The sequence below is a fragment of the Halalkalibacter sp. AB-rgal2 genome, assembly GCF_041821005.1.
Lineage (GTDB): Bacteria > Bacillota > Bacilli > Bacillales > Bacillaceae_D > Halalkalibacter.
The window spans coordinates 14476-33555 of sequence record NZ_JBGUAV010000035.1; the positions used below are offsets into that span (position 1 = coordinate 14476).

Here is a 19080-nt window from a genome sequence, read left to right on the forward strand (position 1 = left end):
TTTATTAGGAGGGTGACGATGAGTGAGGATTTGTTACGAATGGACGGCATTTCAAAGAATTTCCCTGGTGTGCGTGCATTATCAAATGTCCACTTTGATTTGAATAGTGGTGAGGTTCATGCGATTTTAGGAGAGAACGGGGCGGGAAAGTCAACCTTAATGAAAATCCTCACAGGAATTTATGAAAAGGATGAGGGGACCATTACTTACTGTGGGGAGGAAGTAGAGATAACGAATATGCAAGTAGCTCAAGATTTAGGGATCAGTATCATTCATCAAGAGCTGAACTTAATGCCAGATTTGACAGTTGCTCAAAATATTTTCATTGGCAGAGAACCAAGGAGAAAATTAGGACTTTTTCTAGATGAGCAAGAGCTTAATCGAAATACCCTGTCCTTATTCGATCAATTAAATCTTCAAATCAATCCGAAATCCTTTGTTTCAGAGCTTTCTGTTGCTAAACAGCAAATGGTTGAAATTGCTAAGGCCTTATCCTTTCGCTCGAAAATTCTCATTATGGATGAACCGACAGCAGCTTTAACTAATAGTGAGATTGATCGATTGTTTTCTATTATTGCCGATTTAAAAAAACAAGGAGTCGGAATCATTTATATTTCACATCGAATGGAAGAATTGAAGAGGATAACGGATCGAGTGACCATTTTACGAGATGGTACGTATATCGATACGTTTCAGACAAAGGGTGTATCGATTGATCAATTAATTACAAAGATGGTCGGAAGAAAGATCGATCAACAGTTGAAGCCGAACGTAGAATCTCGAACGGAAGAGGTTGTATTAGACGTTCGTCAATTGTGCAACAGAGAGCTTGAACACGTTAGCTTCCATTTGAAAAAGGGAGAGATTGTTGGGTTTGCTGGATTGATGGGTGCTGGAAGAACAGAGGTGGCAAGAGCTGTTTTTGGTGCAGACCCTATCACGAGTGGTGAAATCTATGTTAAAGGGAAAAAAGTAACGATTAAAAACCCTAATGATGCGGTTCGTCATGGCATTGGTTATGTCTCAGAGGATCGTAAACAGCTCGGACTAATGGTTGATATGGATGTGAAAACGAATATCATCATTTCCTCTATAAAGCACTTTTTGTATCCATTCGGTTGGACGAAAGATCAGGAAATGGTTGAAACAGCACGTGCTGTTTCTGAGCAGCTAACGATTAAGACGCCGTCGGTGCATCAGCAAGTGAAATTTCTTTCAGGAGGAAATCAACAAAAGGTTGTCATCGCCAAATGGTTAACAAGAGATTGTGATATTTTGATATTTGATGAACCGACGCGAGGAATTGATGTTGGAGCAAAAGGGGAAATCTATAAGTTAATGAATGAGTTAGCTAAGCAGGGAAAAGCGATCATCATGATCTCATCTGAATTACCAGAAATATTGAGAATGAGTCATAGAGTGATCGTCATGTGTGAGGGAAGGATTTCTGGAGAATTGGATTATGAAAACGCTTCACAGGAAGCGATTATGACCTATGCAACAAAACGCAAAAGTATGGAGGAATTCATATGAAAAGGGTTGAATTCATAAATCGTTTTAGTAAAGGTTGTTTTCTATTTCAATCAGGTGCTGTTCAACAACTATTGGCGTTTACTAGTTTAATTCTATTAGTTGTTTTCTTTTCTATTGCATCACCTAATTTTTTGCAATTTTCAAATATTGTAGGTATTTTACTTTCTACGGCTGTTATCGGTATTTTGGCGCTTGGAGCAACATTTGTCATTATAACGGGTGGGATTGATTTATCTGTCGGGACAGTCATGACACTCTCCTCAGTGATGACGGCAGTAATGATTACAACTTTGGGATTTCCTATCATCGTCGGTGTATTAGTCGGGATCGTAACTGGAGCAATATGTGGACTATTATGCGGGCTAGCGATTGCCAAGATGAATATTCCCCCTTTTATCGCAACGTTAGCTATGATGATGATTGCAAAAGGAATGGCTCTCGTCATTTCAGGGGCGTCGCCGATCTATTTTACCAATACACCTATTTTTTCCAATATTGCATTAGGGACATTGATTCCAGGAATTCCTAATGGAGTTGTGCTCTTTTTTGCCGTAGCTATGATCGCAGCACTCATTTTGTCTAAAACGGTTATCGGGCGCTTTACGTTCGCTATTGGTAGTAATGAAGAAGCAACTCGTTTATCAGGTGTGAATGTGAAGCGCTGGAAAATAAAAATTTATACGATAGCGGGCTTATTTACAGGATTAGCTGGTGTCATTATGGCTTCTCGATTAAATTCAGCACAGCCCGCATTAGGAATGGGCTATGAGCTAGAGGCAATTGCGGCTGTTGTAATCGGTGGAACATCTCTAAGTGGTGGAAAAGGCACGATTGTTGGGACGGTGATTGGGGCCTTAATTATGAGTGTGCTGACGAATGGCTTGCGGATCTTATCGGTGCCACAAGAATGGCAAACGGTCGTGGTTGGTTGTGTCATTATTCTAGCGGTCTATGCGGATAATTTACGTCGGAAAAATACGTAAACGACATGTATTGAATGAACTCCATCCTCAGGAGCATGATCATACAAAACAAAAAAGGAGAAATGATGATGAATCGAAAATGTGTGCTGTTATTTATGTTTCTTGTTGTTCTTTTACTTGTGGCTTGTGGTGAAGAGGGTGATGAGTCTAATCAAGGGGAGGCGCAACCTGATGTTGGAGAGGATGAATTATTTATTCCGATTATATCAAAAGGGTTTCAGCATCAATTTTGGCAAGCGGTTAGACAGGGTGCCGAGCAGGCTGCTGCGGAATATGGGGCTGTCATCACATTCGAGGGGCCTGAATCAGAGGCGAATGTGGACCGCCAAATTGATATGCTAAGAGCGGCCTTGGATAATCAGCCCGATGCCATCGGCTTTGCAGCGTTAGACAGTCAAGCGTCGATTCCTATTTTACAGCAAGCCGAGGATAGTGGAATTCCTGTGGTAGCGTTTGATTCGGGTGTAGATAGTGAGATTCCGATTACGACCGCTTCAACGGATAATAAGGCGGCTTCAGCACTAGCTGCGGAGAGAATGGCAGAACTAATAGATGGAGAAGGGCAAATTGGGTTAATTGTTCATGACCAAACGAGTATTACAGGTGTGGATCGTCGAGATGGGTTTGTCGAATATATGGAAGAACATTTTCCTGCTATTGAAATTGTTGATATTCAATATGGGGGAGGCGATCATTTAAATTCGACAGACCTTGCGAAAACAATTTTACTAGCATATCCAGACTTAAAAGGTTTTTTTGGATCTAATGAAGGTTCAGCAATCGGTATTATTAACGCGGTGAATGAACTAAATAAAGCAGGAGAAGTGGTGGTTGTTGGGTTTGATTCAGGAGATCTGCAAATGGAAGCGATTCGAAGTGGTGTCATGGCAGGTGCGGTTACGCAAAATCCAGTTGGAATTGGTTATGAGACAGTTAAAGCAGCGGTTCAAGCGGTGAAGGGTGAGGAAGTTGAGGAAATGATAGATACCGGTTTTTTCTGGTACGATCAATCAAATATTGATGATGAAGACATTCAAGCGGCTCTGTATGAATAATAGGAAGAAGGTAGAGTGATATGTTAAAAGGTATTCCATCTATTTTGTCTCCTGATCTTGTAAAAGGATTAATGGAAATGGGACATGGAGATGAAATCGTCATAGCAGATGGACATTTTCCAGCAGCACGTTTAAATGAAAACGTCATAAGGTGTGATGGCCATCAGATTGTTCCCATTCTAACAGCGATATTACAGCATTTACCGTTAGATACGTATGTCGACAAACCTGTTGCCTTAATGGATGTTTTACCTGGTGATTCAATACCTAACATTTGGGAGCAATATGTAACAATTTTAAAGCAGGAAGGTTTTAAAAAGGACAGTATAAAATGGGAGTCGCGCTATGACTTTTATGAGCGCGCAAAGTCAGCGTTTGCTGTTATTGCAACAAGTGAAAGAGCGTTGTATGCGAATGTGATTTTGACGAAAGGGATTGTTAGTGAGGAGTAATTCATTTTGGATGTTTAATCATAGATGTGGAAATGGATACATGGGTGCTATCACCTCCGTTCGTTATCGATTGGTTATTGAAGAGCACGTTCATTTAATCATGACGATGCACACCGTTTGTAAGAAAAGATCACTGCGATTTTTCTTTTTAAAAAGGAAAAAGTATTGACAGCGTTTTCAATGTTTGTTTTAATTGTTACTAAGTTAATAATTTTCGATGAGACTTGGAGATCGACGAAGCTATGTGTCTAGTTTTTTGTAGACACCCTGTTTCGTTGATTTTTTTTTTGAGAGTAGCATGTTTCAGTTTTCAAAAAAGAAATGAATGTTGACTTATTAATGGAAGGGTATCATATCTGACTATTATTTAAGAAAGTAATGTGTATTCATTCCATAAGTTGTCTTAAGTGTTTCTTTGATAAAGTCTACTATTAACATTTTCTCATCTTAGACTCTTTTGATCAGTATGTGAAGGCGACTAATAAGGCATTAGGTATAAAGGGTAAAAAGAAGTCATTGTTCTTGGAGGTAATGTAGTGGAGAAAAAATATGTATTAGCTTTAGATCAGGGGACAACTAGTTCAAGAGCTATCCTTTTTAACAAGCAAGGAGAAGTCGTAGATATCGCGCAGAAGGAGTTTACACAAATTTTCCCAAAGCCGGGTTGGGTTGAACATAATGCCAATGAAATTTGGTCTTCGATCCTATCAGTTATCGCCGAACTATTAAGTAAGTCAGAGATTTCACCGAAAGAGATTGCTTCAATTGGTATTACGAATCAACGCGAGACAGCAGTTGTCTGGGATAAAGAAACGGGTAAACCGATTTACAATGCAATCGTCTGGCAATCGCGGCAAACAGATGGTATTTGTGAAGAGCTTAAGGAGCAGGGGCTTAATGAGACATTTAGAAATAAGACAGGACTGTTAATTGATGCTTACTTCTCTGGAACAAAAGTGAAGTGGATGTTAGATCATGTTGAAGGAGCACGTGAAAAGGCTGAGCAAGGTCAACTATTATTCGGTACGGTTGATACGTGGCTTATTTGGAAGCTCTCTGGTGGGCAGGCACATGTAACGGATTATACGAATGCGTCTAGAACGCTGATGTTTAATATTTATGACTTAAAGTGGGATGAGGAGCTTTTAGATATATTAGGTGTACCAGCCTCGATGCTACCTGAAGTTCGCCCATCTTCACATATATATGCGCATACGATTGATTATCATTTCTTCGGTGAAACTGTTCCGATTGCAGGAGTGGCTGGGGATCAGCAAGCAGCACTATTTGGGCAAGCATGCTTTGAGCCAGGAATGGCGAAAAATACGTACGGAACCGGCTGCTTTATGCTCATGACAACAGGGGAAGAAGCGGTTAAATCCCATCATGGCTTATTAACGACGATTGCTTGGGGAATTGATGGGAAAATCGAGTATGCACTAGAGGGGAGTATCTTTGTCGCTGGTTCAGCAATTCAATGGCTTCGTGACGGGCTACGAATGCTTCAATCAGCAGCAGATAGTGAAAGGTATGCGACTAAGGTGAATTCAACGGATGGAGTGTATGTCGTACCGGCTTTTGTTGGACTTGGGACACCGTACTGGGATAGTGATGTTCGTGGGGCTGTTTTTGGAATGACACGTGGAACGGAGAAGGAGCATTTCATACGTGCGACGCTAGAATCGTTAGCATATCAAACGAAGGATGTATTAGATGCGATGGAAGCAGATGCTGGAATCGATCTCAAAGCATTAAGGGTTGATGGTGGGGCAGTAGCAAACAATTTTTTAATGCAATTCCAAAGTGATATTCTCAATGTACCTGTTCAACGACCAGTCATTCAGGAAACGACCGCTCTTGGAGCTGCTTATCTGGCAGGACTTGCTGTTGGATTTTGGAAGGATAAAAATGAGATTACACAAAGGTGGAACATCGATTGTACGTTTACTGCGCAGATGGATGAATTGGAAAGAAAAGAATTATATGACGGATGGAAGCAAGCAGTCGAAGCCGCGATGAAGTTTAAGCGAAGTTCTTTATAAATAAGCTCAAAATTGTGAGTTTTAGAAAGAGTCTTCATTAATTTGTTGGAACAAGTAATCTATTCTATAAATAAAAGGAGCATTAACAATGATTAAAGTCGCGATAATAGGAACAGGTGCAATATCTACTTCTCATATTGACGGTTTTTTAGCATTTCAAGATCAATGCAAAATTGTTGCATTATGTGATATTTATTCAGAAAAGGCTCAAAAACAGGCCAAAGATTTTAATTTAGATGTAGAAATATTTAACGAATATAAAGACGTAATGGCTCGTAATGACATAGATTTAGTTTCTATATGTACGCCTCCGTACACTCATGCAGATATTACAATTGAAGCTTTAAAGCAAGGAAAGCATGTCATTGTTGAAAAACCTATGGCGTCCTCTTTAGAGGAATGCGATGCAATGAATGCGGCTGCTGAACAGAGCGGGAAAATTTTATCGGTTATTGCACAAAATCGTTTTACATCTCCGATGATGAAACTGAAGAGTGTGCTCGATTCTAAATTAATGGGAAAAATTCTTCATACTCAAGTAGATTCATTTTGGTGGAGGGGCTATTCTTATTATGATTTATGGTGGAGAGGTTTGTGGGAAAAAGAAGGGGGAGGGTGTACCTTAAACCATGCGGTTCATCATATCGATATATTTAATTGGATGAATGGTATGCCAGCTGAAGTTACAGCGGTAATGAGTAATGTGGCACATGATAATGCGGAAGTAGAAGATATTTCAATCGCTATTGTTCGTTATGTAAATGGTAGTTTAGCGCAAATTACAAGCTCTGTTGTACATCATGGAGAAGAGCAACAGCTAATTTTTCAAGGGGAATTTGCTCGTGTCTCTGTACCATGGAAAGTAACGGCATCTAAACCACAGGAAAATGGATTTCCTGAAATCAATGAAGAACTAGAATCTAAAATACAGGAAGAATATGATTTAAAACCAAAACTGCAATATGAAGGTCATGCAGGACAAATTCAAGATGTTCTATTGGCCATAGAAGGGGAGAAAGACGTATTAGTGACTGGCAAGGATGGAAGAGAAACTTTGGAGCTTATCACGGCTATATATCAATCTTCTAGCTTAGGAGAAAGCGTTACATTACCTCTAGGAAAGAATAGCCCATTTTATTCTAGAGAAGGGGTATTAAAGAATGCCACTTATTTTTATGAAAAGAAAAATAGTATAGAAAACTTCGCTACAAATGAGATTACGACAGGTGGCAAATATGAGTAGTCATCATGAATTAGTTAATTCCACTGCCATTAAGGAGGAATAAAAAATGAGTAATAGTGATGGGATGAATTATCAGCCAAAAGGAAAAGCAAGCAAAGTTATCGATAGTGGAGAATTCTTCTTTGCGGCAATTGGTTTAGATCATGGACATATTTATGCAATGTGTAATGGATTGTTGGAAGCAGGAGGAGAATTGAAACTTGTTTATGACCCTGACTCAACAAAAGTAAAAGAATTTGTTAAAAAGTTCCCTAATACTAAAATAGCTAATTCAGAGGAAGAAATATTGCTAGATTCGACGATTAACCTAGTTGCAAGTGCTAGAATCCCAGCAATGCGCTGTGACTTAGGATTAAGAACACTTGATAAAGGAAAACATTTCTTTGTAGACAAGCCTGCATTTACGACTAAAGAGCAATTGGAAGAAGCAAGGAAGAAAACAGAAGAAACAGGGTTGAAGTGGGGGATATACTACAGTGAACGTTTACATGTTGAGGGGGCGATTTTAGCAGGTCAACTAATTGAAGATGGCGCAATTGGCAAGGTTGTTCAAGTTATTGGAACTGGTCCACACCGAGCTAATCCGTCGTCTAGACCGAATTGGTTTTTTGATCGTGATTATGTTGGAGGTATTTTATGTGATATTGGAAGCCATCAAATTGAACAGTTTTTATATTATGCAGGAGCGAAGGATGCAAGAGTATTGCATAGTAAAGTAGCTAATTATAAATTTAAGGATTATCCTAAATTCGAGGATTTTGGAGATGCCACACTCGTTGCTGATAATGGTGCTACTTTTTATTTTCGCGTAGACTGGCTAACACCAGATGGTTTAGGGACATGGGGAGATGGTCGTGTCATCATATTGGGAACAGATGGGTACATCGAAGTACGAAAATATATAGACATTGCTAGAGATGAAAAAGGCGATCACGTTTATGTAGTGAATCATGAAGGAGAGCAACATATTCATTGTCATGGCCAAGTAGGGTATCCATTCTTTGGAAAGTTTATTTTGGATTGTATGAATGGAAGCGAAGAATCAATGAGTCAAGAGCATGCTTTTAAAGCTGCTGAATTATGTATTGACGCACAAAATAAGGCTATACATTTGGATGTGCCAGGTGGTTTTGAGGATGTTACTTAAGTTAGTGGGTTGAGTCTATACTAAAGAATTAGCTGCAAAGCAGTTCATTATATAAGATCAATACTAAAAGGGGGATTTACATTGAAAAAAATAATTGGAAGCTTAATCATGGGAAGTTTGTTAATGTTGGCATCTGCATGTGGGAATGATAATGCTGATCCACAAAAAACACCAACCGGGGACGAGAATGTAGAAGCAACAGAGCATAACTTAAGGCTGGCTCATAACTTGAGTGAAGATCACCCTGTTCATATGGGATTAGAAAGGTTTGTTGAAATAGTAGAAGAACGTTCTGAAGGTCAAATTACAATGGAGATCTTTCCTAATGCAGTGTTGGGTGAAGAAAGAGAGATACTAGAGCAAGTTCAAGTAGGTGGAGTCGATATTACAAAGGTAAGCGCAGCTTCACTTGAGAATTTCTCTTCACAATATTCAGTGTTTAGTTTGCCATATGTTTTTAGTGATGAAGATCATTTCTTTACGTCAATGGATTCTGAAGTGGTACAAGATCTTTTTGATTCAACAGATGAAGAAGGTTTTGTAGGATTGACATGGTATGACTCTGGTGCTCGGAGCTTTTATACAAAAGATCAGCCGATCCTGCATCCAGATGATTTAAGTGGACTTCGAATTCGTGTGATGGATAGCCAAACTCAAATTGAAATGATGGAGGAATTAGGTGGATCACCAACTCCAATGCCTTACGGTGAGATATATACAGCGCTTCAGTCAGGAGTAGTAGATGGAGCTGAAAGTAACCCAACTGCCTTGACAACGGGCAAGCATGGGGAAGTTGCTAAAGCTTTCTCATTTGATGAACATGCACGAATTCCTGATATTGTAGTAATTAGCAGTGATTTATGGAATGAGCTGACAGAAGGTCAACAAGAATTACTAAGAGATGCAGCTAAAGAATCAACAGAGTATCAAAAAGAATTATGGGCTGAAGCTATTAATCAAGCCATAGAAGAGGCTGAAGAAATGGGAGTGGAGTTTTTCTATCCAGACCAGGAACCATTTTTCGAAGCTGTTCAACCAATGCATGAGAAGTATCGAGAAGATGAGCAAATCGCTGAACTGTTAGATGCTTTTGAAGCTTTACGATAATAGGAAAACTTTAAATGAAGTGCCCCTCTTTTTAGTGGGGCACTGACATTTATTGAAATAGATTTAACACGCGGGATTCATATAGAGAGACTAAGATAATTATTTTGATCATAGATAAAGGTTTTACCATTAAGGAGAACATGATTTTATAAAAAGAGGTGACTAAATATGCTGAAAATTTTAAAAAAAGTGAAGAATATCTTGAACCTAGGAATTATGATATTCGCCTCTATACTAACTGTTATCCTTGTTTGCGGAGCGCTATGGCAAGTATTTAGTAGGTATGTATTAAATGATCCAAGTGTATTTACCGAAGAGCTTTTACGATTTCTGTTAATTTGGGTAGCTTTTTTAGGAACAACTTATGCATTTGGCTCAAATGAACATTTAGCAATTACTTTTGTGAAGAACAAGTTACGTGGCAAGGAGAAAAAGTCATTACAAATTTTTATTGATGCCTCTATCGTATTTTTTGCAGCATTAATTCTCGTAAAAGGTGGATATAGTATTACAATTTCAACTCTCAATCAAACTTCTCCAATTTTACAAATTCCAATGGGGTATATTTATGCTATTTTACCGGTTTCTGGGGTGCTGATAATATTTTATCAAATCATAAATGTCTTTGAGAGAAGAGAAGAGGAAAGTTCGATTGAACAAGCTGTAATTGCCCCTAGTTCTTCTAATCTAGAGAATAAAAAGGAGGGATAACAATGGAATTAGCAGTACAAGCGGCTCTGTTATTGTTTGGAGTATTTTTTTTGCTTCTATTATTAGGGGTACCAATATCAATTAGTATTGGAATATCTTCTTTAGCCTCCGTAATTCTTGTTTTGCCAATAGATATTGTTCTATTTACAGCGGCACAAAGAATGCTAGGTGGTATAAATAGTTTTGCATTGTTAGCTGTTATTTTTTTTATTATGTCAGGAAGTATTATGAACAATGGTGGAATAGCGTTACGGTTAGTAAATTTAGCAAAATTGATAGCTGGTAGGTTGCCTGGGTCATTAGCACATACGAATGTAGTTGGAAACATGCTATTTGGTTCTATATCGGGTTCAGCTGTAGCCTCTGCGGCTGCTATTGGAAGTGTTATGTCTCCATTACAAGCAAAAGAGGGCTATGATAAAGGGTTTTCCGCAGCAGTAAATATCGCTTCTTCACCCGTAGGTTTACTCATTCCTCCTAGTGGTGTCTTAATTCTTTATTCATTGACTAGTGGAGGGACGTCAATTTCAGCATTGTTTATGGCGGGTTACTTACCAGGGATTTTAATGGGACTAGCGGTTATGATCGTGGCTTATTTTATTGCAAAAAAGAATAATTATACAGTCTCTGAAAAAGTAAGTATAAGAGACGCCATTAAGATTATATTTCAAGCGATTCCAAGTTTAATGTTAATTGTCATTGTTATCGGAGGGATTGTTGCTGGAATTTTTACAGCAACAGAGGGTGCAGCAATTGCTGTCTTGTACTCATTAGTCCTTTCATTGATTTACGGTAATTTGACGTGGTCACATGTTCCGAAAATATTAAAAGAAACTATTGTTATGACTGGTATTGTCTTATTTTTAGTAGGTGCTTCTTCTATTATGTCTTGGGCCATGGCTGTAACGGGTTTACCGAGTGCTATAAGTAATGCTCTACTAAGTATTTCAGATAATCCTATTATTATTTTGTTGATCATGATGTTTATGTTGTTAGTTATTGGAACTTTTATGGATTTAACTCCAGCTGTATTAATCTTTACACCTATCTTTTTACCGATAGCCATTCAGTTAGGAATAGATCCCGTTCATTTTGGCATTATGCTTGTATTCAATTTAGCAATTGGAGTGATTACACCACCTGTAGGGAGTTGTCTATTTATAGGTTGCAGTGTGGGGAATGTTCCTATTGAAGCTGTTATAAAGCCACTTAGTAAATTTTTTGTTGTTCTAGTTGTTACATTGTTGTTTGTTGTATATATTCCTGAGATTAGTTTAGCTTTGCCACGATGGCTTGGTCTGTTATAGAATGCAAAAAAATGAATTAGTTGAAATATTCTTTAGAGGAGGATGAGGAGTGAATTATTCAAAGAAACAATTTACTGTAAATAAAATAACTGAAGAAGGTTTGCATTTTATAAACCGTATGAAAGACATTGAAATAAGTATTTTAATATTAGAACAGAATATCTTTCGTGTTCTATTTAAAAAAAATAGCGAATTGAAAATGAAAAATACATGGCTAGTTGCACCAGGTATGGAAGATATCCCATTTGAAGGAAGAGATCGTATGGATCTGTCTCCTTTTTCTTTACCTACATTTCAATATGAAGAAAATGATAATAAAGTAACAATCTATACAGACAAGCTAAAAGTATTCGTTCAATTAGATGGCTTTATTCTAACATGGTTTGAAAACAGGAATAATCACTGGCATGAAATTGCAGGTGATAGAAAAACTCAATCGTATAATCATGATGGTTCTCTTGGAAAAGGTATTTTTCATTATATGATAAGAGATTTAGAAGATAAGTATTATGGCTTAGGTGAAAAAACGGGAAATCTTAATCGTCATGGAAGAAGGTATCGCATGATGAACCTTGACCCAATGGGATATGACCCGATTCACACAGATCCATTATATAAACACATTCCTTTTTATTTTACGAGAACGAAAGAAAAAAGTTGGTATGGCATCTTTTATGATAATACGTCAACGTCGACATTTGATATGGGAAATGAATTAGATAACTACCATGGGTTCTATCGCTATTATCACTCGGAAGGTGGGGATTTAGATTATTATATGATCCAAGGATATCAAGCGTCCGAAGTTGTAGAGACATTCTCATGGTTAACTGGTCAAACAGCATTATTTCCGAAATGGAGCTTAGGTTATTCTGGTTCAACGATGACATATACAGATGCTGAAAATGCACAAGAGCAATTATATCAATTTTTAGAGGATTGTAAAAGATATGACATTCCTTGTGATTCATTCCAGTTATCTTCTGGCTACACTTCTATTGAGAATAAACGTTATGTATTTAATTGGAATAAGAGTAAATTTCCAAGTCCTGAACAATTTACTGTTGATTTCCATGAAGCAGGGGTCAAGCTTTGTGCTAATATTAAGCCTGCTCTTCTACATGATCATCCAAAATATGAAGAGTTGAAGCAAGGTGAAATGTTTATTAAAGATTCAGAAGGTGAACGAGAAGAGGTTGTTCAATTTTGGGATGATGTAGGAGCATATTTGGATTTTACAAATTTTGATACGATTAAATGGTGGAAAGAGAACATAAAAGAACAGTTATTAGAGTTCGGAATTGATTCAACATGGAACGATAATAATGAATTTGAATTGTGGAATTCAGATGCTACAGTTAATGGTTTTGGATCGCCAATTAATATTGGATTGCTCCGTCCCATTCAGCCTTTGTTAATGATGAAAGCATCCTATGAAGCGCAAAAAGAATTTGATTCTCATACAAGACCGTACCTTATTTCTCGTTCGGGTTGCCCTGGAATGCAAAGGTATGCTCAAACGTGGACTGGAGACAATAGAACGAGCTGGGACTCATTAAAGTTTAATATTAAAACCGGATTAGGCTTAAGCTTATCAGGAGTTTATAATGTTGGACATGATGTAGGTGGCTTTGCTGGAAGGAAACCAGAGCCGGAGTTGTTTGTTCGTTGGATTCAAAATGGGATCTTTCATCCTCGTTTTACGATTCACTCTTGGAACGATGACAAAAGTGTAAATGTTCCATGGATGTATCCAGAAATCATTAAACCAGTAAGTGAATTAATGAAATTTAGAGTGAAAATGATCCCATACTTATATCATTTGATGTATGAATCACACACAAAGTATAAGCCGATCATTAAGCCTACATTCTATCAATTCCCTGAAGATGAAAAAACGTTTGAAGAGAATGATGATTTTATGCTTGGAGACTCTTTATTGGTTGCTTCTGTTGTTGAAAAAGGTGTTCAACAAAGAGAGGTATATTTACCTCTTAATCAAAAGGGCTGGTATGATTTCTATACAGAAATGAAGTATGATGCAGGTCAAACGATTGTACTTCCTGCACCGTACAATTCAACACCGCTTATGGTTCAAGCTGGATCGATTGTTCCAATTAATGATCAGCAGATCACGTTTGAAAACAAAAATGAAGAGTCGAGAGGCTTTATTTGCTACCCACATTTTGAAGTGGGTGAAACAAGCTTTTCTCTTTATGAAGATGATGGTCTTACAAATGATTATAAAAATGGAAAAAGTTCGTTTGTAAATATAACAATGAGATGTTCGAAGAAAGAGGTTCAAATAGAGGTCAAGAAAAAAGGGCAGTTTGTTTTACCTTATAATACTGTTCGAGTGTACTTAACTAAAGGTGAGACACGGAAAATGATTGTGAATGGAGATAGAATTGGAACCGATTCTGATCCGGTATTTGAAGTACAGGTATAAAATTAAATAATGTCTTCGTTAGTATAAGAGTCCTGGTATTTTATACCGGGGCTTTTTTCTGTATAAACAAAGGCATGAGTCATTAGTTATAGACAGAATTAAACATATTAATTTTTTAAAGTAATATCTTTAGTTATTCGGATGTAAGCCTTTACATAAAAAGATGATAATAAGAAATTGAAGGATGAAGAAAGGTGGTGATTAGTCGTTTCGAAAGATTGTAAGCGCTTTACTTGAATTGGAGGAAAATTCTACTGTAGGGGAGTGCAACAAATGAGTAGGAAGATGAAAAAATTCACTTTAATTTTTCTAATTGCTTTGCTGATCATGCCAACTGGCTGGCTGTCTGCGTTCGCTGAGGAAGCGACAGGGACAGAGTCAGAAACGGAGACGGTCTATCACGAAACGTTCCAAAATGATTTAGGTTTAGCTACACAATCAGGTGACTCACAATTAGAAGCGGTATCTGACGTTGTATTTGATGGAAATGATGATGGATATGCCTTACATGTAACTGGAAGAACGAACAATTGGGATGGGGTGGACATTTCCTTTGCCGATGTTGGAATGGAAGATGGACAAACTTATGATATCAAGGTGACAGGGTATGTCGATGAAAGTGTAAGTGTTCCAGAAGGTGGACAAGCATTACTTCAAAATATAGACAGCTATGATGGCTTGTATTTAAACGCTAATTATGTAGCGGGTGAGCCGTTTACTTTAGAAGGACAATATACTGTCAATGTAGAGAGCGATTCAGCGTTACGGATACAATCCAATGACGCAGGTCAGACTGTTCCGTTTTATATTGGTAATATTTTAATTACAACAGAGGGAAGTTCTGAATCAGATGGTCCTGAAATTCCTGAAGGAGAAGGTATTGCTGTTTATACGGACTTTGAAGATGGTTCTTTACAAGGCTGGGAGCCACGAGAAGGTGTGGAAGAATTATCTGTCAATGCTGGAACTGGTAAAGACAGTGAATACAGTTTATTAATTGAAAATCGTCAAGGTACGTTTTACAGTGCGAAGTTGGATTTTCTTGAAAATATGTATGAAGGTTATACATATGACATTAGTGTATGGGTGAAATTAGCTCCTGGTGAAGAACCGACAGAGTTACAAGTATCGCGAGCTGAAACGGATGCGGATGGTACGAATTATTGGCCGCCAGTAGTGACGCCAAAAATGGTAACAGACGAGGAATGGGTCTTATTAGAAGGGACATATACGTTGTCTAGTGGAGTAAACGACTTATTCTTTTATGTCGAGGAGCCATATGACCCGGATCAATCATCAGGTGTTTCTTTCTATTTGGATGATTTCAAAGCTGAAGCACAAATACAAGATGAGATTGAAGAAATTCCGGAATTAAAAGAAGTGTTCGCAGATTACTTTGACATTGGAGCTGCGATTGAGCGTGATCAAATGTTCGGTAGACATGGTGAAATGCTGCAGAAGCATTATAATATGCTCGTTGCTGAGAATGTAATGAAGCCAGAAGCCATTCAGCCCAATGAAGGAGAATTTAGCTGGTCAAGAGCTGATGCGATGCTCGACTTCGCTGAAGAAAATGGGATGAAAACTCGCTTTCATACGTTAGTATGGCATAGCCAATCACCAAGTTGGATGTTCAATGATGCAGATGGAAATCCTATGGTAGTTGGTGGAGAAGTGGCAGATCCTGATAACCTCGAAGAAAATAAACAATTACTTCTAGATCGTATTGAAGATCATATTGTTGCTGTAGTGGATCGCTATCATGATCGAATCGACTCATGGGATGTTGTCAATGAAGTTATAGTCGCTCATGAAAGTGATGGATACCGCAGAAGTGAATATTATCTTATTACAGGGTCAGATTTTATTCGCCACGCATTTGAAATTACAGCGAGAGAGCTAGAGAAGCATAATGCTAGTGGAAAGCTTTATTATAATGATTACAGCACGCACAGTCCTCAAAAACGAGACCTCATTTATGATATGATTCTTGACTTAAACCTAGTTGAGAATGGTTTAATCGATGGAGTTGGTCATCAAACACATATCAACATTGAATATCCACCAATGAGTGAAATTACAGATTCCATTGAAAAGTTTGCAGAGCTTGGCTTAGATAATGAAATTACTGAATTAGACGTTAGCATTTACACAAACGATAACCAAAATTATGATGGATTTGACAATATTCCAGCTGAAGTATTGGAAACACAGGCAGAACGCTATAAGGAATTGTTTAATGAGTTTAGACGATTAAAGGATCATATAAGTAGCGTTGTATTCTGGGGGATTGGCGATGACCATACGTGGTTACATGACTTTCCGGTAAGTGGACGGACGAATGCTCCGTTTGTATTCGACCATAATCTTCAAGCGAAGCCAGCTTATTGGGCGATCATTGAAGAACCACAAGAAGAAGAGGAAGAAGTGATTCCTTCTTTGTATCAATTCTATGAAGAGCATTTCCAAATTGGGGCGGCCATTGAGTTGTATCAAATGGAAGGACCACACGGAGAAATGCTTGATTATCATTACAATAGCATCGTTGCTGAAAATATAATGAAACCAGCATATATTCAGCCATCAGAAGGTGAATTTAATTTTAGTCAGTTAGATCAAATGATGCAATATGCGCAGGATCATGACTTATCTTTGCGTTATCACACATTGTTATGGCATAGCCAATCACCAGATTGGTTCCATGAAGATGAAAATGGTGATCCGTTAGAAGCGACAGAAGAGAATAAGCAGCTAGTATTAGATCGTGTCGAAACGCATGTGGATACAGTTGTCAGACATATTGTGGAGAACTATCCAGGTGTAGTGGATTCGTGGGATGTAGTAAATGAGGTTGTTAATCCGAATGGTCCAGAAGGTATGCGAGAGAGTGAATGGTACCGACTAACGGGAACAGATTTCATAGCTACTGCGTTTCGTACGGCTAAATCGGTACTAGATGAGTATGGTGATGACTCCAAACTGTATATTAATGATTACAACACACACGAACCAGCCAAACGGGATGCTCTATTTGATCTTGTGATGGAATTAACTGCAGATGGTGTTCCAATTGATGGTGTTGGCCATCAAACGCATGTGAATATACGTAATCCTCATATTAACCTTATTACAGACTCAATTGAGCTGTTTGCGAATGAAGGATTCGATATTCAAATTACTGAGCTTGATGTAAGTATCTATACAGATGATACGACTGTATATGAGACATTTGATGATATTCCTGAAGAGATATTTGTTCTTCAAGCTGAACGGTATAAGCAGCTATTTGATGAGTTTGTTAGAATGAGTGACTCTATTAGTAATGTAACGTTTTGGGGAATTGGAGATGACCATACTTGGTTAACGGATAGACCGATTCCACGACAAAATGCTCCGTTTGTATTTGATCATAATTTACAACCGAAGCTAGCTTTTTGGGCGCTAGTCGACCCATCACGATTACCTGAATTGAAACAGGAAGCGAATTCAACTTACGGTACACCTGAAATTGATGGAGAGAAAGATCTCCTTTGGGAAACAACTGTACCGGTTACGATTGGAGCAGGAGAAGCTTTATCAGCATCATTCAAAACAACATGGGATGAGAATCATTTATATCTTTGGGCTGAAGTAAGTGACGAGCATCTTCACGAAGATGATGCGTTAGAAGTGTTCATTGTTGACGGCGAAGAATTGTCACATTCTATTTTTGCTAGAGGAAGTGGCTCTACTGATGAAGTGTCTATTTCTGAGATAGATGGTGGATATATTGTCGAAGCGATGATTCCATTAACGAATGGATTAACGGAAGGGGACCAAGTAGCCTTTGATCTACGTGTCTTAGACGGTGAGACATATAGCTTTTTATCTTGGAATGATCTTACCCATGAGCAGGAGACTAGTGGAAGGTTAGGAACATTATCTTTATTGCCTGAAGTAAATGTTTCTGAAGCGATTTATGGTACACCAGAAATTAATGCAGAGTTTGATGATATTTGGGAGAATGCAAATGAACTATCTACTGACGTGTGGGTAGAAGGTTCAGAAGGGTCAACTGCAGTTGTTCGCACACTTTGGGATGAAGAGAATCTTTATGTCTATGCTGATGTAACAGACAGCTATTTAAGTAAAGAAAGTGCTAATGTGTGGGAGCAGGATTCTATTGAAGTTTTCGTTGACCAAAACAATGCAAAGACAGAATACTATCAAGCGGATGATGGTCAATTCCGAGTAAACTATGAAAATGAGCAAAGCTATGGTGGCTACGCTAATGCTGACACATTCGAAACAGCAACTAGACTAACGGAAGATGGTTATGTGGTGGAAGCAGCCATTAGCTTAACAGATATTGATCCAGCAGAAGGAACGATCATTGGATTTGATATTCAAGTGAATAACGATGAGAATGGTGATGGATCTCGCGATAGTATAGCGATTTGGAATGACTCAACTGGTCAATCTTATCAAAATACTTCAAGGTTTGGCGTTCTACGATTCTCTAACTTAACTGAAGAAGATCCTCCTACTCTACCAACTGATCCTGATCTAGAGGATTTGGAAAGGTTTATTAACGAATTGATCGATTACATCAATGACTTAGAGCGTAGATTGGCAGGACTTGAGGATGTTACAAAAGAGCAATTAGATGAATTGAAAAAGGAGCTTGAACTGTTAGAGAGACTCATGGCAGGCTTGTTAGCATTAGATGAGGAACTAAGAGATCAACTAGCTAGCTTTGAGCAGACTATTGCAGACCTGCGAAAAATGATAGAAAGCTTAGAGGCTCAGCTAGAGGATATTGAAGATGAAAAGGAAGAACCAGTTATAGATGAAAATGAGCATAAGGAAGGTCAACTAGGCTCAGGTTCTGATGATACTACTGGGGAAAGCAAATCAGGAGGACAAGGTCTTCCAGATACAGCAACGAATTACTATACGATTCTTTTCTTCGGACTTTTTGCTTTATTAGCGGGGATCGTCTTCACGGCGATTGTTTCTACAAAGAGAAGAATCGTATAATATATAGTAAATGCCGCCTAGGAATCATACTT

General features: G+C 38.2%; 12 protein-coding genes. All 12 read left to right on the forward strand.

Annotated features, from left to right (window positions below; translation table 11 throughout):
- The first annotated feature begins 18 nt into the window (after positions 1-18).
- The 12 genes from ACERJO_RS19370 to ACERJO_RS19425 all read left to right on the forward strand — a co-directional run bounded on the left by ACERJO_RS19370 (position 19) and on the right by ACERJO_RS19425 (position 19048).
- Positions 19-1533 (forward strand): sugar ABC transporter ATP-binding protein, encoded by a 1515-nt coding sequence (locus tag ACERJO_RS19370; protein WP_373648577.1) that lies wholly within the window; start codon positions 19-21, stop codon positions 1531-1533.
- Positions 1530-2516 carry an ABC transporter permease gene (locus ACERJO_RS19375; RefSeq protein WP_373648578.1) on the forward strand — a complete coding sequence of 329 codons (987 nt, stop codon included), beginning with the start codon at positions 1530-1532 and terminating at the stop codon, positions 2514-2516. Before ACERJO_RS19370 ends, ACERJO_RS19375 begins: the two co-directional genes overlap by 4 nt.
- Positions 2517-2578: 62 nt before the next feature.
- The gene (locus tag ACERJO_RS19380) at positions 2579-3571 is read left to right on the forward strand and encodes an ABC transporter substrate-binding protein (RefSeq protein WP_373648589.1); all 993 of its coding nucleotides are present in this window, start codon (positions 2579-2581) and stop codon (positions 3569-3571) included.
- 20 nt (positions 3572-3591) lie between these two features.
- Positions 3592-4023 (forward strand): RbsD/FucU family protein, encoded by a 432-nt coding sequence (locus tag ACERJO_RS19385; protein ID WP_373648579.1) that lies wholly within the window; start codon positions 3592-3594, stop codon positions 4021-4023.
- 536 nt (positions 4024-4559) lie between these two features.
- Positions 4560-6065: a glycerol kinase GlpK gene (gene glpK, locus ACERJO_RS19390; protein WP_247103527.1), complete on the forward strand. Its 1506-nt coding sequence runs from the start codon at positions 4560-4562 to the stop codon at positions 6063-6065.
- 88 nt (positions 6066-6153) lie between these two features.
- Positions 6154-7308, forward strand: coding sequence for a Gfo/Idh/MocA family protein (locus ACERJO_RS19395; RefSeq protein WP_247103526.1), 1155 nt, complete (start codon positions 6154-6156; stop codon positions 7306-7308).
- Positions 7309-7354: 46 nt separating this feature from the next.
- Positions 7355-8455 (forward strand): Gfo/Idh/MocA family protein, encoded by a 1101-nt coding sequence (locus ACERJO_RS19400; protein WP_373648580.1) that lies wholly within the window; start codon positions 7355-7357, stop codon positions 8453-8455.
- A gap of 81 nt (positions 8456-8536) precedes the next feature.
- Entirely contained in the window at positions 8537-9562 is a 1026-nt protein-coding gene (locus ACERJO_RS19405) for a TRAP transporter substrate-binding protein (protein ID WP_373648581.1), read from the forward strand.
- 168 nt (positions 9563-9730) lie between these two features.
- The gene (locus ACERJO_RS19410; RefSeq protein WP_247103523.1) at positions 9731-10273 is read left to right on the forward strand and encodes a TRAP transporter small permease; all 543 of its coding nucleotides are present in this window, start codon (positions 9731-9733) and stop codon (positions 10271-10273) included.
- Between the two features lie 2 nt (positions 10274-10275).
- The gene (locus ACERJO_RS19415; RefSeq protein ID WP_373648582.1) at positions 10276-11580 is read left to right on the forward strand and encodes a TRAP transporter large permease; all 1305 of its coding nucleotides are present in this window, start codon (positions 10276-10278) and stop codon (positions 11578-11580) included.
- Positions 11581-11698: 118 nt separating this feature from the next.
- Positions 11699-14029, forward strand: a complete 2331-nt coding sequence (locus ACERJO_RS19420) for a glycoside hydrolase family 31 protein (RefSeq protein WP_373648590.1) — start codon at positions 11699-11701, stop codon at positions 14027-14029.
- Positions 14030-14302: 273 nt separating this feature from the next.
- Complete coding sequence (locus ACERJO_RS19425) at positions 14303-19048, forward strand: endo-1,4-beta-xylanase (protein WP_373648583.1); 4746 nt, start codon at positions 14303-14305, stop codon at positions 19046-19048.
- The last annotated feature ends 32 nt before the right edge of the window (positions 19049-19080 follow it).